General features: G+C 59.0%; 17 protein-coding genes. 13 read left to right on the forward strand and 4 right to left on the reverse strand.

Translation table 11 applies throughout. From position 1 onward, the window contains the following. Positions 1-38: 38 nt before the first annotated feature. From IEW73_RS00065 to IEW73_RS00090, 6 genes are all read left to right on the forward strand, one after another. Positions 39-818: an enoyl-CoA hydratase/isomerase family protein gene (locus tag IEW73_RS00065; protein WP_188669602.1), complete on the forward strand. Its 780-nt coding sequence runs from the start codon at positions 39-41 to the stop codon at positions 816-818. A 43-nt stretch (positions 819-861) separates the two neighbouring features. Continuing rightward, positions 862-1,860 (forward strand): class I SAM-dependent methyltransferase, encoded by a 999-nt coding sequence (locus IEW73_RS00070; RefSeq protein ID WP_188669603.1) that lies wholly within the window; start codon positions 862-864, stop codon positions 1,858-1,860. Beyond that, the gene (locus tag IEW73_RS00075) at positions 1,860-3,038 is read left to right on the forward strand and encodes a THUMP-like domain-containing protein (RefSeq protein WP_188669604.1); all 1,179 of its coding nucleotides are present in this window, start codon (positions 1,860-1,862) and stop codon (positions 3,036-3,038) included. Before IEW73_RS00070 ends, IEW73_RS00075 begins: the two co-directional genes overlap by 1 nt. Positions 3,039-3,077: 39 nt before the next feature. Further along, positions 3,078-4,199 carry an alanine dehydrogenase gene (gene ald / locus IEW73_RS00080; protein WP_188669605.1) on the forward strand — a complete coding sequence of 374 codons (1,122 nt, stop codon included), beginning with the start codon at positions 3,078-3,080 and terminating at the stop codon, positions 4,197-4,199. A gap of 45 nt (positions 4,200-4,244) precedes the next feature. Further along, positions 4,245-5,615 carry an outer membrane protein assembly factor BamB family protein gene (locus IEW73_RS00085; RefSeq protein ID WP_188669606.1) on the forward strand — a complete coding sequence of 457 codons (1,371 nt, stop codon included), beginning with the start codon at positions 4,245-4,247 and terminating at the stop codon, positions 5,613-5,615. Positions 5,616-5,680: 65 nt separating this feature from the next. Beyond that, on the forward strand, positions 5,681-6,430 hold the full coding sequence (locus tag IEW73_RS00090) for an acyltransferase (protein WP_188669607.1): 750 nt from the start codon (positions 5,681-5,683) through the stop codon (positions 6,428-6,430). 76 nt (positions 6,431-6,506) lie between these two features. On the opposite strand, the gene IEW73_RS00095 is transcribed toward IEW73_RS00090, so the two are convergent. The 4 genes from IEW73_RS00095 to IEW73_RS00110 all read right to left on the reverse strand — a co-directional run bounded on the left by IEW73_RS00095 (position 6,507) and on the right by IEW73_RS00110 (position 11,043). Beyond that, on the reverse strand, positions 6,507-7,349 hold the full coding sequence (locus tag IEW73_RS00095; RefSeq protein WP_188669608.1) for an SDR family NAD(P)-dependent oxidoreductase: 843 nt from the start codon (positions 7,347-7,349) through the stop codon (positions 6,507-6,509). A 72-nt stretch (positions 7,350-7,421) separates the two neighbouring features. Then, positions 7,422-8,651 carry a glycosyltransferase family 4 protein gene (locus tag IEW73_RS00100; RefSeq protein ID WP_188669609.1) on the reverse strand — a complete coding sequence of 410 codons (1,230 nt, stop codon included), beginning with the start codon at positions 8,649-8,651 and terminating at the stop codon, positions 7,422-7,424. Beyond that, on the reverse strand, positions 8,648-10,255 hold the full coding sequence (locus IEW73_RS00105) for a 1,4-alpha-glucan branching protein domain-containing protein (RefSeq protein WP_188669610.1): 1,608 nt from the start codon (positions 10,253-10,255) through the stop codon (positions 8,648-8,650). The genes IEW73_RS00100 and IEW73_RS00105 overlap by 4 nt, the downstream gene beginning before the upstream one ends. Further along, positions 10,252-11,043: a class I SAM-dependent methyltransferase gene (locus tag IEW73_RS00110; protein WP_188669611.1), complete on the reverse strand. Its 792-nt coding sequence runs from the start codon at positions 11,041-11,043 to the stop codon at positions 10,252-10,254. Before IEW73_RS00110 ends, IEW73_RS00105 begins: the two co-directional genes overlap by 4 nt. Positions 11,044-11,310: 267 nt before the next feature. Here IEW73_RS00110 and IEW73_RS00115 point away from each other — a divergent pair, with 267 nt between their 5' ends. The 7 genes from IEW73_RS00115 (at position 11,311) to IEW73_RS00145 (ending at position 18,539) form a co-directional block, all read left to right on the forward strand. Then, positions 11,311-12,096 carry an electron transfer flavoprotein subunit beta/FixA family protein gene (locus IEW73_RS00115; RefSeq protein WP_188669612.1) on the forward strand — a complete coding sequence of 262 codons (786 nt, stop codon included), beginning with the start codon at positions 11,311-11,313 and terminating at the stop codon, positions 12,094-12,096. A gap of 42 nt (positions 12,097-12,138) precedes the next feature. Next, complete coding sequence (locus IEW73_RS00120; RefSeq protein WP_188669613.1) at positions 12,139-13,092, forward strand: electron transfer flavoprotein subunit alpha/FixB family protein; 954 nt, start codon at positions 12,139-12,141, stop codon at positions 13,090-13,092. Between the two features lie 254 nt (positions 13,093-13,346). Then, entirely contained in the window at positions 13,347-14,195 is an 849-nt protein-coding gene (locus IEW73_RS00125) for a GNAT family N-acetyltransferase (protein WP_188669614.1), read from the forward strand. Beyond that, complete coding sequence (locus tag IEW73_RS00130; protein WP_188669615.1) at positions 14,192-15,100, forward strand: lysophospholipid acyltransferase family protein; 909 nt, start codon at positions 14,192-14,194, stop codon at positions 15,098-15,100. Before IEW73_RS00125 ends, IEW73_RS00130 begins: the two co-directional genes overlap by 4 nt. 54 nt (positions 15,101-15,154) lie before the next feature. Further along, the gene (locus tag IEW73_RS00135; RefSeq protein ID WP_188669616.1) at positions 15,155-16,405 is read left to right on the forward strand and encodes a cysteine desulfurase family protein; all 1,251 of its coding nucleotides are present in this window, start codon (positions 15,155-15,157) and stop codon (positions 16,403-16,405) included. Continuing rightward, a complete protein-coding gene (mnmA, locus tag IEW73_RS00140; protein ID WP_188669617.1) occupies positions 16,405-17,529 on the forward strand; it encodes a tRNA 2-thiouridine(34) synthase MnmA in 1,125 nt (374 codons plus the stop codon). The genes IEW73_RS00135 and mnmA overlap by 1 nt, the downstream gene beginning before the upstream one ends. Next, complete coding sequence (locus IEW73_RS00145; RefSeq protein WP_188669618.1) at positions 17,526-18,539, forward strand: uroporphyrinogen decarboxylase/cobalamine-independent methonine synthase family protein; 1,014 nt, start codon at positions 17,526-17,528, stop codon at positions 18,537-18,539. Before mnmA ends, IEW73_RS00145 begins: the two co-directional genes overlap by 4 nt. Positions 18,540-18,546 lie beyond the last annotated feature (7 nt).

The raw sequence follows: 18,546 nt of genomic DNA on the forward strand, positions 1-18,546 counted from the left end.
GTAACGGAACTTGCGGGGAAACAGGGTAGCCTGCCTTCATGGCTGAATTTGTCACGCTTGAAGTTTCCGACGGTATCGGCACGATTCGTTTGACTCGACCACCGATGAACGCGATCAACCGTCAGGTGCAATCTGAACTGGTTGAGCTTTCGCGCGAAGTGTCTCGTCGTGCTGATGTGAAAGCCGTCATCGTGTACGGCGGTGAGAAGGTTTTCGCTGCTGGCGCTGATGTGAAAGAAATGGCCCGCATGTCGTACCACGAGATGTCCGAAGCCATTGGGGAACTCCAGGCCGGGTTGAGTGCGATCGCTTCGATCACGAAACCAACTGTGGCCGCCATTACCGGTTATGCACTCGGTGGTGGACTTGAAGTGGCGCTAGGCGCCGATCGTCGAATCGTCGGTGACAACGCGAAACTTGGGGTTCCCGAGATTCTGCTTGGTGTCATCCCAGGCGGTGGCGGTACTCAACGCTTGGCTCGTCTCATTGGGCCCGCCCGCGCAAAGGACATGGTGTTTACCGGTCGTTTTGTGGGTGCGGACGAAGCCCTATCGATCGGACTCGTTGACGAAGTTGTTGCACCAGACGAGGTATACAACGCGGCGGTAGCGTGGGCTAGCAAGTTCACCGGTGCCGCGTCGCAGGCGCTCGCCGCTGCAAAGGCTGCAATTGATCAGGGGCTAGACACTGATCTGAACACTGGCCTCGCTATTGAACGCCACCTGTTTGCCTCACTATTTGCCACTGAGGACCGCACAATCGGGATGGATTCATTTGTCGAACACGGTCCTGGTAAGGCAAAGTTCATCGGCAAGTAGTAACGAACCCTCGACCATAGTTTCCAAGACGAGCAGGAACATCATGACAACGACGTCGAACGAGCCGACCACAGACGCATCGCGCGTAGACGATCCGGCTCCACGGCCCCGCGCCACGGCAGAAGAAGTAGCTGCCGCGTTTGAAGACACCAAACTCGCGCAGGTTCTCTACCACGATTGGGAAGCAGAAACCTACGACGATAAGTGGTCAATTTCTTACGACGAGCGCTGCATTGCGTACGCCCGTGGTCGGTTTGATGCTGTCGCGAGTGACCAGACACTTCCGTATGAGCGCGCGCTTGAGCTCGGTTGCGGAACGGGCTTCTTCCTGCTCAACCTGATGCAGGCTGGTGTCGCCAAAACTGGTTCGGTGACGGATTTGTCGCCGGGCATGGTGAAGGTCGCTTTGCGAAACGCAGAGAACTTGGGTTTGACGGTGGATGGGCGAGTTGCCGACGCCGAAGGCATCCCATACGAGGACGATACTTTTGACCTTGTCGTCGGCCATGCTGTCTTGCACCACATCCCGGATGTGGGCCAGGCGCTTCGTGAGGTTCTGCGTGTGCTGAAGCCGGGAGGGCGTTTCGTTTTTGCGGGCGAACCCACCACCGTGGGGAACATTTACGCACGCCGGTTGGGGCAGCTAACGTGGTACTTCACTACGAACGCGACGAAACTCCCCGCGCTGCGGAGTTGGCGTCGACCGCAGGAAGAGCTCGATGAGTCTTCTCGCGCCGCAGCCTTGGAAGCCGTTGTTGACCTACACACGTTCGAGCCGCGTGAGCTTCAAAAACTTGCACGCGAAGCCGGTGCTATTGAGGTCGGCGTTAAGACTGAAGAGTTCGCTGCGGCGTTGTTCGGTTGGCCAATTCGCACATTCGAAGCTGCTGTTCCGCCGGAGAAGTTGAGCCTTCAGTGGCGACTTTTCTCCTACCAGGCGTGGAAGAAACTGAGCTGGTTGGATGAGACCGTAATGCGACGCATCATTCCGCGTGGATTCTTCTACAACGCCATCATCACCGGTGTGAAACCAGCAGGGTAGTGGCGTACCGTTTTACGGTCGCTGACGTTGCGTTTCTCCGCTCCCAGGCTGGGGCGGAGGCGCTCAGCGTGGCATCTGAACGGCCGCTGACCGAGCGCACCATGATTGCGGATACGGCGTTCATTCGTTCGCAGTTTGGTGATCACGCTCCAAGCGTCCTCGAAACGGCTCGGCTGCGCCGCAAGGCATCCGCCAAGATTCGAGATAGCACATCGTGGTTGTTCACCGACGATGCGCTTCAGCAGGCCACCGCCAGCGTCGTAGCTGAACACCGCGCGCAGCGACTCGCGGGACGAATTGTTCACGACGTCACATGCTCCGTTGGAGCTGACCTAGCTGCAGTTGCCGCAGTGGCGGATCTAGCACTGGGTAGTGACGTGGATTCGGTTCGCCTGGCCATGGCGTCAACCAATGTTCCTACCGCGACGTTTGTCAGGGCTGACGCTCTACAGCCGTGCAGCCGAAATAGCGTCATCGTGGCGGATCCAGCTCGCCGTCAGGGCGGCAAACGAACGTATGATCCCGCCCAACTCATTCCGCCGCTACCGGATTTGGTTGAGGTCTACAGCGGCCGACCGTTGGTTATTAAATGTGCGCCGGGGATCGACTATGCGGCACTCGACTGGTCAGGTGAAGTGGAAGTCACCTCACTTGATGGTGGTGTGCGAGAAGCGTGCTTGTGGTCATCATCGTTGGCAACCCCCGGCGTAACGAGACGCGCAACGATATTGCGTAGCCATGGCGAAACCGTCACTGTCACCGACGACCAGGATGACGATGTAGCGGCGGGCGAACCCGATACTTGGATTGTTGATCCAGACGGTGCGATAGTGCGAGCAGGGCTTGTTCGCCACTACGCAGCCATGCATGGGCTGTGGCAACTTGATCCCCATATCGCCTACCTCACCGGTCCTGTTGTGCCAACCGGTGCGCGGGGGCACCGCGTGCTTGAGCGGTTGCGCTTTAGCGAAAAGGAACTGCGCCGGGCGCTAGCGCGCCATGACTGTGGAAGTTTGGAGATTCTTACCCGCGGCGTACGTGTTGATCCTGATGCGCTACGAATGCGGATGAAGCTCAAAGGCAATAAATCCTTGAGTGCCATCGTGGTACGCATTGGTGAAACGCCGGAAGTCTTTGTGTGCGAACCTACCGTCGGCGGCGCCAGGCACCACGGCTAGACTGATAAGTCACAACGGCGTCGCGAGCGGGGTGAGGACATGCGAATTGGTGTTCCCGCAGAAGTGAAAAGCGGCGAAAACCGAGTTGCCTTAACCCCAGACGCTGTCACGGAACTAGTAGCGGCCGGGCATGATGTGCTCATCCAAGCTGACGCAGGTAGGGGTTCGCACTTCACCAACGATCAGTATCGTCGGGCTGGTGCTCATTTGGTTCCTGCTGAGGATGCGTGGGGCGATGTGCACCTCGTCGTCAAGGTGAAAGAACCACAGCCGTCTGAATACCACTTCTTGCGTTCCGATCTAGTCCTGTTTACGTACTTACACCTCGCGGCCACCAAAGATTGCACTGATGCGCTGGTCCGTAGTGGGATAACGGCAATCGCTTACGAAACGGTCGAGCTAGCGGATGGCGCCCTGCCCCTCCTGTCGCCGATGAGCGACATTGCAGGGCGTCTGGCGACCCAGGTGGGGGCGTTTTCTCTGCAGTCAGCAAACGGCGGACGCGGGGTACTGATGGGTGGCATTGCGGGGGTGGCGCCCGCGTCCGTCGTCATCCTTGGTGCGGGTAACGCTGGTTCACAGGCAGTTGATGTTGCGGTCGGCATGGGAGCCGACGTCACCGTTTTTGACCTTGCCGCTGGCCGGTTACGAACAGTGCTCGACCGATACGGCAACCGAGTACGCGCATTGATGTCGAATCGCGATGCCGTCGACATGGCCCTCCGGCATGCGGACTTGGTGATTGGCGCAGTGTTAGTTCACGGAGCGAAGGCGCCGAAACTTGTGACCAACGATCAGGTTCGAAACATGAAGGCGGGCAGCGTCCTGGTTGACATCGCTATCGATCAGGGTGGGTGTTTCGAAGATTCGCGCCCCACTACCCACGCTGATCCGTTGTATAGCGTGCACAATTCGAGGTTCTACGCCGTGGCTAACATGCCTGCGGCAGTGCCCAATACGTCAACGTCGTCTCTGGTGAACGCCACTTTGCCCTACATTCGCGCCATCGCAAACGCCGGGTGGCGCCGCGCGGTGTCAGAGGACCCCGCGCTAGCCAAGGGGGTTAATGTCATTGCTGGGCACATCACGGTTAAGCCAGTTGCTGAAGCCCACGGATATGCGGTGACAGATCTCAACACCATTGACCTTTCCGCACTGTGATGCGGTAAACAACCGCGATGCACTAGCGTGGCTACGATGTGGGCATTGACACCTTCCTCTCGCCGCCGAAGCAGCACTCGCGCTGCACTTGCCATCACCGCAGCTGCCTTATTGTTGGGGGCGTGCTCGAGTGCGAGCGACGAGGTTGCCACCGGTGAACATGAACAGGATGTTCCCCGCGCAGAACTTCCTGTGGCGCCGTCGCTTGCGTGGTCCGTTGGTGTAGCAGATGTAGATGACGCAGATGTAGATGGTGCAGGCGGCAGCTTTGTAGCCCCTCAAGCATTGGCCGCGATGTACGGGGTTCCAGACGCCTACGAGGTTGATGGTGTTGTCGTGACAGTTCTTCGGGGCGAGGGCGGTTCGCGGTTGGTCGCATTCTCAGGGGACGACGGCGCTGTAGCGTGGCAAACCGATCTGCACATCGACAACCCGGATGCCCTCACCGTTGAGATCACGTGCGCAACAACGGCGATTGATGGCCTCTTGCCGTGCCTAGCTGCAACTTTTAATCCGTCTGATCGCAGCAGAAATTCCGAGTTGAACTTCATTGACCTCGACGACGGTGTGGTGGCTTCGACGGTTCCTGCGCCGTATGCAACGGCGGTCAAAGTCGACAATGGCGCTCTCTACACGGCGGGACAGGATAATCGCGCGGCCCGCACGCCCATTACTATTGCGCGCGGCACCGTAGAAGACCCCACTTCTGACTGGATGGAAGAGTATTTCCTTGCCGGGCAGTGTCAAGGTTCTGGTGACGGCTACACGTTCGACATCGTCAACGGTGTCGTCCATTTCGGGTCGGTGGGAGCAGTGCTAGCGGACGCGGAAAACGGTGAACGACTTATTGCCGACGACTTTTCTGGCGCAACATTGCTTCCTGGCCGGGGTTTTGTTGCGACGTTGTGCAGTGCGCCGCAGACCGCTGTGGTCGGCGCAAACGATGGCACTGAAGTGCGCCGCCACCTTGGCTCCCACACCTGGGGTGCCCCGTGGTCTGACGTTTCGGAGCAGTCACCTTATCTTGTTGGGTTCGAGGGAATTGACTTCGACAGCGGTGAATCGATCTGGAAACTCGAGAACACGGCAAATCGTTCTGTGATGGCGGTGTACTCGGGCACGGTGATTATGTTTGGTTGGGAAGATGACCGTCCGCTCGTCACTGGCGTGGATCTTGAAACTGGGGAGTCGCTGTGGAGCGTGTCCCGCGACATAATCGCCACGGTAGACAACACCGATGGCGAGCGGGTCATCGGCATGAACTCGGTGCTCAACGAGGTGGTCGCGGTTAACCTGCGCAGCGGCGAAGTGGAGTGGACATTGGCGGTCCCCGAAAACTCACGGGCACGTCTTGCTGGCGACGGATTGCTCGTTGTGAGTGGTTCTGAGCTGCAAATGTTTTCCACTGACGACTAAAACGGACACCTTGCGTGGTGTGTGTTGGTCGGCGGCACCGCACTCACACCGTAGGCTTGCTGCTTATGACAAGCATGTGGGGTTCGCCGTATAGATCACGATGGCGTGCGCGGCAGAACGAGGATAAACAAGCGCGGTTCCTCACCGTCGCATCGCTGCGGTGGGTGATTCGCAATAAGGCCTACACTCCGTGGTACTTAGTGCGGTATTTTCGGTTGCTCAAATTTCGGATGATGAATCCGCACATCGTGCTGCGTGGAATGGTTTTTCTCGGCAAGAATGTTGAAATTCACGCAACCCCTGGGCTCGGCCGCATGGAGATTGGCCGGTGGGTGCACATCGGTGACGGCAACGCCATCCGGTGCCATGAGGGTTCGCTTCGTATTGGTGATAAGGCCGTTTTTGGTCGACAGAATGTCATCAACGCCTATCTCGATATCGAGTTTGGTGATGCATCACTGATGGCTGACTGGTGCTACATCTGCGACTTTGACCATGTCGTCGATGACATAAACTTGCCGATCAAGGATCAAGGGATAGTCAAGGGTCCCGTGCGTATTGGGCCTGACACCTGGATCGCCACTAAGGTGAGCGTCCTGCGTAACACTATTGTGGGGCGTGGTTGCGTCTTGGGGGCCCATGCAGTGGTCAAGGGTGTGATACCGGACTACAGCATCGCAGTGGGTGCACCGGCCAGAGTGGTGAAAAACCGCAAAGAGGCCTGGGAGAAAACAGCGGCAGAGCGTGCGGCGCATCAGGCGGCACTGGCAGACATTGAACGGAAGAAGATCGGCGCTAAGCCGGTGACCGACTAGAAGTAGTGCAAAAAACTTTGGCCTCCCGGTTGCGCCGGGAGGCCAAACTTTTAGGTACTGAAGTTCTATGTGCGGGCTACTTGCCGGAAAGGTCGTTGCCGCGGCCTTCAAACTCTTCCATGCTGTGGTAAACGCCCAGTACGCGACCGGCGAGGAAGTCCCACGCGCGGGTCGGCAGTACGCCCTTCAGACCCTTGGACAGTAGGACTGTTTTGGGGAGGAAGATGAGTGGGACGCCAGACTTCATGCCCGCCCACGACTTGTCGACTACCTCTTGAGGCTGAAGGATCGGCGCCATCAAAGGCCCCTTGGCGCCTTCGAACATGCCGGTGTTGATGTAGCTCGGGCACACGGTGGTCATCTTGACGTGCTTGTGGCCTTCGAGTTCTAGTTCGAGACGCACTGAGTCGCTCCAACCAAGTACGCCCCACTTTGAACCGGCGTATACCGACATCTTGGGGTTCGCGACTGTTCCGGCGGCGCTAGCCAAGGTGACGAGCCGTGAATCTTCGTCGCGCTCGATCATTTCGTTGATGAATGCACGTGTGATGTACATCGGCGCGAGCACGTTGATGTCGATGGTGAACTTGGTGTCGCGGAGGTTGTCGTGCTCCCAGAAGAGCTTGCCGCGCACAACACCCGCATTGTTGATGAGCACGTGTGGAGCGCCGAACTTTTCTTTGACCTCGGCAGCAGACTTCTCGATTTGCTCGAGGTTCGCCACGTCAACGACCTGTGCGTGAACTTTTCCGCCCGCTGCGGTGAGTGCGGCTGCCGTCTTCTCGAGTTCAGCGCCATTGATGTCCCACAGGATTATCTGCGAGGCACCTTCTTTGACTGCTTTCTCGGCGAAGAGACGACCCATTCCCATTGCGGCGCCCGTGACTAGCACGGTTTTACCCTTTACTGAAAATCCCATGCGGTTGAGCCTATCCGAACGCATTAGGTTTGCGGCACTCACCTGCCGGAAATGTCGCCGATTATGTCGCTTTCACCGCCCGGGGAGTGGGCGTTGCGTCACGGTCGGACGGGGAAGCTCACGAGGTGGGCGTCGTGTCGTTTCGGCGTACACCGCTAACGTCGTGTCGGTGACCGCTGACCACTCGAATTCTGTGGTGAGTCGTTCGCGCGCCGCAGTGGCCATCTTTTGGGTCAGTTCGGGTTCATCCAGCATATTTCGAATCGCTGAGGTGAGCGCGGTGACATCGCCAGGGGGAAAGGTGCGCCCTGTGACGCCGTCGATGACAGCTTCGCCAAGCCCGCCAGCGGTGGAGGTGATGAGCGGCGTGCCGGATGCGGCTGCTTCAAGTGCGACAATCCCGAACGGTTCGTATCTGCTGGGCAGAAGGATCGCATCTGCTCGGTGCAGGTACGTCAATAGCTCATCGTGGTTGAGGGATCCGAGAAAGACGATAGCGTTGTCGACCTTGTTCGCAATGGCTTCCTGCTCCAGCCACGCGCGCTGCGTGCCCGTTCCTGCCACAAGGAGGATTGTGCCAGGATGGGTTTTTCTGACGTCAGCTAGCGCCGCGATTGCGTCGTGGACACCTTTTTCGTATTCGAGCCGCCCGGCGAACAACAACGTCGCTGGACCGGTGCGTTGACTGCGCTGCTGAAAAGTCCACGTCCCGGTGTCAATTCCATTGTGAATTACCGTTGTCACTGCCAGTGCGGGTCCGAACAGTGAAACGACTTCGTCGCGCATGGATTGGGAGCATGTGATGACGGCGTCAGCTGAGTTTGCGAGCCACCATTCCACGGAGTGCACTTGGCGGTTTATTTTTCCTGAAATCCACCCACTATGGCGTCCAGCTTCGGTGGCATGAATGGTAGCCACGAGTGGCGCTCCGCTGTGTTGTGCAAGCGCAATGGCTGGGTGTGCGACAAGCCAGTCGTGGGCGTGGATGACGTCGGGTTGCCACGAACCAAGAAGTGAGAGCCCGTGCCGGACCATGGCGTGCCCCATGGCGAGTGTCCATGCCAGCATGTCTTCTTCAAAGATCAAGTGCGGGGGGTCTTCCGCTACAGCGATGACCCGCACGTTCTCTGTCACGGTGTCGGTCGTGGGGTGTGTGGTGGAGTCGGTTCCCGAGGGCTGTCGGGACAGGACGACGACGTCGTGGCCTGCGGATGCAAGATGAATTGCCAGGTTGTGGACGTGCCGACCCAGGCCCCCCACTACGACAGGTGGGTACTCCCACGAGATGATGAGTATTTTCATGACCAACCCTCATTGCTGATGCTGAATGTGCGGCTATCGAGCGCCGGGAACAGCCCGTCAGCGTTGTTCCATGCTGAAGCTAGTTGGAGTGCGCGTGCGTCGTCGCCGCGGAAGGCAGCGTCGGCGATTTCTCGTGCGGCGTGGGCATGCTTGTGGGCGCGATCGCGTGCGTAGCCAACAGCGGATTCTTTGCTCACCATGAATGCCCAGTCGCTCGCCAAGCATAGGAGAACTTCGCGAATTACCTGGTCGGCAATGTAGTCGCGGGGCCTGGTTTTGCCGCTGTCACGTTGTTGCAGAAGCTTGACACCAAGGTCGCCGACTTCGGTATTGAGTTGCACTAAGTCTTCGACTTGGTCGCCTGCCCACACACGCCAGTCTTTCCCTGAACCCCAGGATGAGTTCTCAATTTCGGCTGGAGCACCGACGTAGCCTGCGTTAATCGCGTCGTCGAGCGTGCCTACGTTGATGCCTACCTCGGGAAGTCGTCTGAGGACGGCCGCAAGCCACTCAGGGCCTTCGTGCCACCAATGACCAAACAGTTCCGTGTCGAATGCGGCGATGACGTGTGCGGGTCGGCCGATGCGTTCTGATTCGCTGATCAGACGACGCCGGACGGTGTCAACGAAGTCATCTGCGTGTTGTTCGACGGCTGCGGCAGCGCGCAGTGGGTCGTATGGCGCCTTCGCGTCGGCTGGAGTGGTTTTGCTGGTCACCCTGGCAGGTTTCAGGCCGGTGCCGTGGTGGTAGCTATGGAAATCGCGGTAATCGCGGTGCCCGGGATACCCCGATTTTGGTGACCATACTCGGTAGCTGACCTGGAGGTCGCGACCAAACGCAATTACGTTCGAATCCCAGACCGGGCGGCCAAGTGTTGTGTCGCCGCGGAGGCTCGGCCCGTCCACCATAAAGTGGGTGATTCCGGCCTGCTGGTACAACGATTCGAGTCCGGGAGTGTAGGCGCATTCTGGAGCCCAAATTCCCTGTGGCCGTGTTGAAAACCGGGATGCCGCATCGTTGAGCCCCGCTGCCAACGCTCCTGCGCGCAGTGTTGGGTGGGTGAGTGGTTGAAAAGTGTGAGTAAGCGGGCCGCCGAGCAGCTCGATAGTGCCTGCTTCTGTTAGTTGGCGGACTAGACCGGCTCCGCCATGACGCCAGTGCAGCTCAAAATCTTCCAGGGCGGCCGCTGCGTTGCTGTGCTCTCGCCAACCGAGTTGACGTAAGGCGTGAGGGCTAGCCGCATTGTCTACGGGGGGCGTCCCCTTTTTCCGGGCCGAATCCGGCGTGAGTGCCGCTTCGTGTGCACGATGTTGCCAGTTGCCGAGCCAATGGTGCATCGCGGAAAGTGCGTACGGGTCGTCTAGTTGAGCCGACAGCACCGGCGTCATGCCTAGGGTCAGTAGGTGAGAGCGACCTTCGGCGGCGAGGGTGCGGAGAACTCTGAAAACGGGAATGTAGCTGTCGGCCCACGACTGATACAGCCATTCTTCGCCTACCGGCCATCTCCCGTGGTGCGGCAACCAGGGCAAATGGCTGTGCAGGACAAGTGTGAACATGCCGGGCACAGTTGCGGTTGGTGCGTTCACGGTGGTGGTGGCGCTCATTCTTTGGTTGCGATGGCGACTAGGTCGAGGCTGTCGTCAATGTTGTCAGGTGTGAGAACGAAATCTTGGGCGGTGACGTCCGCGACATCACGTGCGAGCTCGGTCGGCCAGGGCACACCCGCAAGCGCGAGGTCGAGTTGCTTATTGATGAGCGAACCGTCGTATTTTGCGTCTAGTGCTTTGAGGTCTGCACCGTGGTGAACTCCGGTCATTGTTTTGACTGAGAGTCCGCCTTCGGTGAGCAGTTCTGTTAGTTCCTCGGTGTTGAGTTCGCGGGTATGGAACGGGTTAAGTGGCGTGTCGCGCCCTGGTGAGAAGGTAATGCGGTTCGGGGTGGAGATCAGAAGTTCGCCGCCTGGGCGGAGGACCCGTGCACACTCGCGAATGAACTGCACTTGATCCCAGAGGTGCTCAATTACCTGGAAGTTGACGACAACATCAACGGAGTTGTTGGCGAGCGGCAATGTTGCGAGGTTGGCGCGCATGGCTGTGACAGACGGGTAGCGGCGTGCGACGTGTTCGGTCGCCTGTTGGTCGTAGTCGAGCCCAATGACGGTGCGGGCGCTGCGCGAGATGAGGTCGGCGCCATACCCTTCGCCGAAACCGGCATCGACAACAATTTTGTCGGCGCAGCGATCGAGGAGTTCGAGGTAGACAATTTCGTGCCGCCTGAACCAGTAATTTTCTTCGGCAATGCCAGGGACGGTGCGCTCGCCGGTGAGGGGAAGCGTCTCCGTTGGTTCTGGGTTGGCGGGGGTGGCAACTGTCGCGCCGGTGAAATCAGTCACGACAGCAGCCTAAAGGGAAAATGCCTAGTAATTCGAATCGGCGCGGCCATAGAGCTGACACAAGTGGGAATGGAAGTCCAACATAAGTTGGGGGAGTACGACCCAAGTCCGCCATTCTGAGAGTTTATAGAGTATGTTCAGCTTGGTACTTGCACAAATGTTACTCGTCGGTAACCTAGGTGTAGGACACGGTTGCGGACTGAACTGACGAACAGTTCGTCGCCGGAGACGGAATTGCCACCACTCGCAGGAGGTCAAGGAAGACCCATGACAAATGTTGTCGTCTTGATCAAGCAGGTCCCGGACACATGGTCCGAGCGCAAGTTGAGGGAAGATGATTGGACTCTCGACCGTGACTCTGCGGACCCAGTGCTCGATGAGATCAATGAGCGTGCAGTAGAAGAAGCACTGCTCATCAAAGAAAAACATGGTGGCGAGGTGACTGTGCTTTGCGCCGGTCCAGACCGCGCTGCCGACGCCATCCGCAAGGCCCTCTCGATGGGTGCGGACAAGGCGATCCACATCAATGACGAGGCTCTCCATGGCAGCGATGCCCTGCAGACAAGCTGGGTGCTCGCAAAGGCACTCGGTACCGTCGAAGGCGTCGAGCTAGTTATCGCAGGCAACGAATCAACCGACGGTCGCGTCGGTGCGGTGCCCGCGATCATCGCCGAATACCTCGGACTCCCGCAGCTCACGCAGATGCGGAAGCTCGAAATTGACGGTGACACCATTAGTGGTGAGCGCGAGACCGACGACGGCGTCTTCGGGCTTGAAGCCACGCTGCCTGCCATCGTCAGTGTCAACGAGAAGATCAACGAGCCACGCTTCCCTTCCTTCAAGGGCATCATGGCCGCGAAGAAGAAGCCGATTGAGGTTCTTTCACTCGCTGATCTTGAGGTCGAACCAGGCGAGGTTGGCGTTGCAAACGCCGCATCGCAGGTCACCGCTGCGCAGCCGAAGCCACCCAAGGCTGCTGGTGAGAAGATCACCGACGAAGGCGAAGGCGGCACCAAGATAGCCGAATACCTCGTCGCGCAGAAGATCATCTGATCGCCTCACTGACGACACACAGACGAACAGGAGTAGGAACAAATGGCAGAAGTTCTTGTGCTCGTCGAGCATGCTGAGGGCACAGTCAAGAAGGTAACCTCGGAATTGCTCACCGTGGCACGCACCCTCGGAGAGCCATCGGCCGTAGTGACCGGTGCCTCCGGAACCGGAGCTGCGCTCGCGGACAGCCTCAAAGAGGCTGGCGCTGAAAAGATCTACGTAGCCGAGTCTGATGCGTTCAGCAACTACCTCATCACCCCGGTTGTTGACGTTCTCGCTGACCTAGTCGAGCAGGCTTCACCGGCTGCAGTTCTTACCGCAGCCACAGCCGAAGGCAAGGAAGTTTCAGGACGCCTTGCCGCACGTCTCGGCCTTGGGCTCCTCGCTGACGTCATCGGCGTCAACGGCGATGGTTCGGTCGTCCACTCCATCTTCGGTGGCGCGTTCACCGTGGATGCCAAAGCAAGTGGCGTACCAATCATCAGCTTGCGGCCCGGTGCTGTCGATGCAGAACCACAGGCTGGCGCTGGCGAGCAGGTCTCCGTCGAGGTTGCTGAGCCCGAAGATGGCATCGTGAAGATCACGTCCCGTGAACCCGTCGTTGCGGGTGACCGTCCCGACCTCGCTGAAGCTAGCGTCGTCGTCTCCGGTGGACGTGGTGTCGGCAGTGCCGACAAGTTCAGTGTCGTCGAGGAACTCGCAGACATCCTTGGTGGTGCTGTGGGCGCTTCCCGTGCGGCTGTTGACTCCGGTTACTACCCAGGGCAGTTCCAGGTTGGTCAGACTGGTAAGACAGTCTCCCCGAACCTGTACATCGCACTCGGTATTTCCGGCGCAATCCAGCACCGCGCAGGTATGCAAACCTCGAAGACCATCGTCGCCGTCAACAAGGATGAGGAAGCCCCGATCTTCGAGATCGCGGACTACGGCATCGTTGGCGACCTCTTCGATGTAGCGCCGCAACTCACCGAAGCGGTGAAGAAGCGCAAAGGCTGAGCATCAAGTTCCTTAGGGAGCCCGATGTAAACGCTTAACACTAAACCCCGATGGACACGGTCCATCGGGGTTTAGTCGTCGTCAAGCCGAAAGTGACAGCCGTCGCACCTTCATGTGGAAGGCGCCGGTTGTTCATACGGGTGTTGCCGTAACCTCATGAATCCGTCAACTCCGGCGAAAAGTTAACCGGCTTGGCACTGCACCTTCACCGCCATGACCCCCTGAGGCTGATCTACCCCGGTAGACACCCAAGTATGACCACATCTTCGGTGCTAATCCCAGCCCCACAGCCCCGGCTTGGGGCACCGGTTACGACGCCGCGATATTCACTTCTGCTCTCAACGTCGGCGGCGGACATTGACGCTGTGCAGCGCCTTCGGTACGAAGTATTCCGCTCAGAACCCGGTTTCAGTGACGCGATAGGCGTGAATGGCCGTGACGCGGATGCCTTTGATGAACATTGCGACCATCTTCTCGTGCGTGACGACCACACTGGTGACGTCATTGGCTGCTACCGCATGCTGCCGCCTGAAGCTGCTAAAACAACGGGTGGCTTGTATACAGCAACAGAGTTCGCCCTCGCAGGGTTCGATCAGATCCTGCCGACAACCGTAGAGATGGGACGCGCATGCGTCCGATCTGACCACCGCAATGGTTCGGTTCTGAGTCTGATGTGGTCAGGGATCCTGCGATACCTAACCCTGACCGGTAATGAGTGGGTGCTCGGATGCGTGTCTGTGCCCATCTCGCCCACGCCGGACTCGGTTCCAGGTGCCAACGTGCGTGGAGTTCGTGATTTTGTACTCAGCAAGCACCGCTGTCCCGAAGGTATGGACGCGCATCCGTTCCGTCCCGTAATTCTCAATGGTGTTCCTCTGGACGACATCTCAGCGCCAAACAAGATTGACATTCCACCGCTACTGCGCGGCTACTTAAGGCTGGGTGCGCGAATCTGTGGCGAACCGGCATACGATCCAGATTTTGGGGTCGCGGACTTCGTCACTGTTTTGGGTGTCAATCATGCGAACGCGCGATACCTCGAGCGCCTGATGTCCGCATCCGCACGAATTCCAGTCGAAAAATCGAAGGGGACCAGCGAATGACGTCAGTGATCCAGGCCCGGTTGGCGCCGATGCTCCATGACGAGCGGCGAGAGGAAGCGCACGACTGGTTCCCGACAAGTCCATGCAGTTGCGGCTGTCTTGCAGGCGACCATGCCACCGCAAACTTTGCGGTGGTCACAACGCGTTGTGTGCGGCTGACCAGTGTGCTTGTGGCTGCACCCGCATTCTTCGCGGTCCGTTCAGTCCTCCCTGCGTCCGAGAAGCGGCGCTGGCAACGGTTGTTCTCAAAAACACTCCTCAGTGCATTTGGTGTCTCGGTTTCGATCACAGACAGGCGAGGTGGCATTGACGCAGGGTCACGGTCTGGCCTTGTTGTTGCCAACCACATTTCGTGGCTCGATCCCTTGGTGATTTCAACTATCACCTCGGCAGCGTTCGTCGCTAGAGCGGACCTCGCACAATGGCCAGCCATCGGCACGTTAGCTCGATGGGCCAGCATCATTCCGCTTCGCCGCGAATCTCTCAGGGATCTCCCCGGTGCCGTCCAGAATGTTTCTGATCGTCTGCGCAGGGGCGACCGCGTTGCCATCTTCCCTGAGGGCACAACCTGGTGTGGGCGCTCCTGGGGGAGGCTCCGACCGGCCTTCTTCCAGTCCGCACTCGATGCTGACGTTCCGATTCACCCCATCCATGTTCGGTACGTCGACGGCACCGGGCGGATGACGACGACGCCCAGCTTTGTCGGAGAAGACGGAATCGCGCAGTCGATCTGGCGAGTACTGACTCAGCGCCACGTCACTGTCGAGGTCACGCTTCTGGCGCCCGAACTAGCTGTGGGCGACAGACGCATTCTTGCGCAGCGCTGTGAGCGCACTCTCCGTAGCGCAGAAATGCAGTCGTGGACTGCGAGTTTCGCCCATGATGCGGAGCGAGCAGTGGCGTAGAAAATTTGCCGCATTGGGCTGTATGCCTTGTGGGCGACTATCCTTACCTGTGCTATGACATCGCCCGCACAAACGGTGGAATCCGGATCGCTACGACGCCGGAACCGTACCCGCCCGACGTACCTTGATCACGCGGCAGCCACACCCATGCTGCCGTCCGCGATTGAGGCTATGACGGCTGGGTTTCACGTGGTGGGCAATGCTGCCTCCGTGCACAGCGCAGGGCGTACCGCCCGTCGACATGTTGAAGAATCCCGTGAGCTGATTGCTGAGGCGTTTGGCGCTCGTCCGTCAGAGGTGATCTTCACCGCCGGAGGAACCGAAAGCGACAACCTCGCCATCAAGGGCATCTTTTGGGCGCGACGTGACGAAGTGCCACAACGAACCCGACTCCTCGTGGGGGCGACGGAACACCATGCCGTGCTCGATGCTGCTGAGTGGCTTGTGCGCTATCACGGCGCCACCATTACCTGGGTGCCGGTGACTGACGAGGGGATCGTCACTCCTGCTGCCTTGGAAGCTGCGATTAATGAGAATCCTGACGACGTCGCGCTGGCGACCGTCATGTGGGCGAATAATGAAGTGGGCACAATAAACCCCATTCGCGAACTCGCAGCAGTCGCACGATCTGCGGGAATTCCCCTGCACAGTGATGCGGTACAAGCCGCTGGTCCACTCGGCTGTGACTTCGCTGCGAGTGGATTATCTGCAATGACCATTACGGCCCATAAATTTGGTGGACCACATGGGGTAGGCGCACTGTTCCTACGCAGAGACGTGGCGTGTCAACCGATACTGCACGGTGGTGGTCACGAACGCGACGTTCGTTCCGGAACGCCAGACAACGCTGCCATTCTGGCGATGGCGGCTGCAGTCAAGACGGTGGTGCGCGATCGTGACGAAACAACGACGACGATGAGGCGACTGCGCCAGAGGCTCATTACCGGGATCAACGAACTCAATGTTGACGCAGTCATCAATGGTGGGCGAGATGCACAACTTCCAAACATTGTGAATGTCACCTTCCCTGGTTGTGAAGGTGATTCGCTTCTCATGCTGATGGATGCTAACCAGATTGAGTGCTCAACCGGTTCTGCGTGTACCGCAGGGGTCGCGCGGGCTAGCCATGTCCTTATCGCGATGGGCATTTCGCCCTCGATTGCACGAGGCACATTGAGGTTCTCATTCGGGCATACCTCAACCGACCATGACGTTGACCATGTACTAGAAACCCTCCCGCAGATTGTGGAGAGGGCTAAATCAGCAGGACTTGCCAGCGCAGCGGCTGGGGAAAGGAACGTGTAATGCGCGTACTAGCGGCCATGAGTGGAGGAGTGGACTCCGCAGTGGCGGCAGCACGAGCAGTTGCCGCTGGCCATGACGTCGTCGGTGTGCACCTCGCACTGTCGACAGCACCTGGAGCGTTACGAACAGGTTCGCGTGGATGTTGTTCACGCGAGGACGCAGGCGACGCCCGTAGGGCCGCCGACGTGCTTGGCATCCCGTTCTACGTGTGGGATTTCGCCGAACGATTCAAAGAGGACGTCATCGACGACTTCGTGGAGGCGTATGCGGCGGGCGAGACACCGAACCCGTGTTTGCGTTGCAACGAGAAGATCAAATTCTCGGCGCTCGCAGATCGTGCCTACGCGCTCGGTTTTGATGCGGTTGTCACTGGCCACTACGCGCGGTTGCATGACGGTGTTCTGCGTCGAGCAGTAGATGCCGACAAAGACCAGTCATACGTGCTGGCGGTCCTCACGTCAGCTCAGCTTAGCCGCGCGATGTTTCCTGTAGGCGATACCCCGAAGCCGCAGATTCGTGACGAAGCCGCTGAGCTGGGGCTTTCTGTGGCGAATAAACCCGACAGCCACGACATTTGTTTCATTCCTTCAGGGAATACGCAAGCTTTCCTTGGTGCTCGAATAGGTATCCGGCCGGGCAAAGTGGTCGACTCGGATTCAGGTGCCGAACTCGGTGACCACGAGGGTGTGCATGGGTTCACTATCGGCCAACGCAAGGGCCTCGGACTGCCCGGACCGGCGCCGGACGGCAAACCTCGCTACGTCACTGGAATCGACCCAGAGTCGGGGACTGTCACCGTTGGTTCAGCGGAGTCACTAGACGTGTGGACGATTTTTGCCCGCGACGCCGTGTGGACGTCCGGTGTTACGCCTTCTGAGCCCGTTAACTGTGTAGTGCAGGTGCGTGCCCACGGCGGACTCGCAGCTGCTGTCGCCGAATCTGACGGCACGGGATTACGCATCACACTCCAAGAACCCCTCACCGGTGTTGCGCGGGGGCAGGCTGCGGTGTTGTACCAACTCGACGACGCGGGCGACATCGTCCTCGGCAGCGGCACAATATCGGGCACAAGCACGGAACGTCCTGTCGGTTCAGAGGCCAGCGCTGGTGTGCATACACAGTGAGCGCGATTGCAGGGGGAGCCACGGGTCTCGGATCGTGGCCAGGAACTGACTCGCACGAGGCTGCGCGGGCCGTTTTCGGTGAACTCAGCGGTCGAGGGACACCCTTCCTGCCCATGCTTGAGAACCGTGGTCCAGGTTCGGAAGCGCTCGGGCGCACGACCGCGCTGCTTGTGGATCTACCGGTAGAGGCATCGTCGACGGGATACAGGCTCAGTGACCACGTTGGATTGATTGGTCGACGTGCGATTGACTTTCTGCATCGCGACGTGGACGCTTTTGAAGAAGTCTGGGAGATCGGTCGCTATAGCCATGTGCCAACGGTCAAGATTCAGGTCGTAGGCCCAGTCACACTGGCTGCGCGCCTAGAGTTGCGCAACGGTCACGCTGTGGTGGATGACCGGGGCGCCGTTCGCGATCTTGTTGCATCACTTGCGGAAGGCACCGCTCGCCACATCGCGGAAATTGAACGGCGCCTGCGGTGCCGCGTGGTCGTGCAGTGGGATGAACCCTCACTTCGAGAGGCGATGAGTGGTCGCGCACCTGCTGTGAGCATCCTTCAACCATCGCGTTCGGTGACGCCCCGCGAAGCCGCAACCATGCTCGGTCAGGTCGTAGGTTTGGGCGAAGCCAGTGTCCTCAATTTGGGTGCTGGCCCGATCACGTGGGACGTCATCTCCGACGTGGCGTGCGATGCTGTAGTTGTTGACCTAGGCCGACACACAACCGCTGCCCGTGACATTGATGGGCTTGGCGCGCACCTTGATCGTGGCCGCGATGTTGTAATCGCAGCAGTGCCTATAGAGCGCTCGGGGCCGTCCACTACTGGAGACATCGTTCGTGACGTTCGCCGTGTGTCGTCGACGACTGGATTCTCCCCGCAGACGCTGCTTGAGCACCTTTCCATCACTCATCTGCATGATGTGAACGACGTTGCCACTGGTCGCATGGTGCAAGCACTGCGTGCAGCTGTGAGCGCGTACAGCGCCGTCACTGAGGATTTCAACACCTAGCCCATTC

The sequence above is a fragment of the Hoyosella rhizosphaerae genome, from assembly GCF_014643175.1.
In the GTDB taxonomy this organism is placed as follows: Bacteria; Actinomycetota; Actinomycetes; order Mycobacteriales; family Mycobacteriaceae; genus Lolliginicoccus; species Lolliginicoccus rhizosphaerae.

Bases quoted from the DNA above. Each gene is read 5' to 3' on its own strand.
- IEW73_RS00070 (WP_188669603.1), top strand. From the start codon at position 862: ATGACAACGACGTCGAACGAGCCGACCACAGACGCATCGCGCGTAGAC.
- IEW73_RS00105 (WP_188669610.1), bottom strand. From the start codon at position 10,255: ATGAGCGCCACCACCACCGTGAACGCACCAACCGCAACTGTGCCCGGC.
- IEW73_RS00125 (WP_188669614.1), top strand. From the start codon at position 13,347: ATGACCACATCTTCGGTGCTAATCCCAGCCCCACAGCCCCGGCTTGGG.
- IEW73_RS00115 (WP_188669612.1), top strand. From the start codon at position 11,311: ATGACAAATGTTGTCGTCTTGATCAAGCAGGTCCCGGACACATGGTCC.
- IEW73_RS00095 (WP_188669608.1), bottom strand. From the start codon at position 7,349: ATGGGATTTTCAGTAAAGGGTAAAACCGTGCTAGTCACGGGCGCCGCA.
- IEW73_RS00065 (WP_188669602.1), top strand. From the start codon at position 39: ATGGCTGAATTTGTCACGCTTGAAGTTTCCGACGGTATCGGCACGATT.
- ald (WP_188669605.1), top strand. From the start codon at position 3,078: ATGCGAATTGGTGTTCCCGCAGAAGTGAAAAGCGGCGAAAACCGAGTT.
- IEW73_RS00100 (WP_188669609.1), bottom strand. From the start codon at position 8,651: ATGAAAATACTCATCATCTCGTGGGAGTACCCACCTGTCGTAGTGGGG.
- IEW73_RS00130 (WP_188669615.1), top strand. From the start codon at position 14,192: ATGACGTCAGTGATCCAGGCCCGGTTGGCGCCGATGCTCCATGACGAG.
- IEW73_RS00090 (WP_188669607.1), top strand. From the start codon at position 5,681: ATGACAAGCATGTGGGGTTCGCCGTATAGATCACGATGGCGTGCGCGG.
- mnmA (WP_188669617.1), top strand. From the start codon at position 16,405: ATGCGCGTACTAGCGGCCATGAGTGGAGGAGTGGACTCCGCAGTGGCG.
- IEW73_RS00135 (WP_188669616.1), top strand. From the start codon at position 15,155: ATGACATCGCCCGCACAAACGGTGGAATCCGGATCGCTACGACGCCGG.
- IEW73_RS00120 (WP_188669613.1), top strand. From the start codon at position 12,139: ATGGCAGAAGTTCTTGTGCTCGTCGAGCATGCTGAGGGCACAGTCAAG.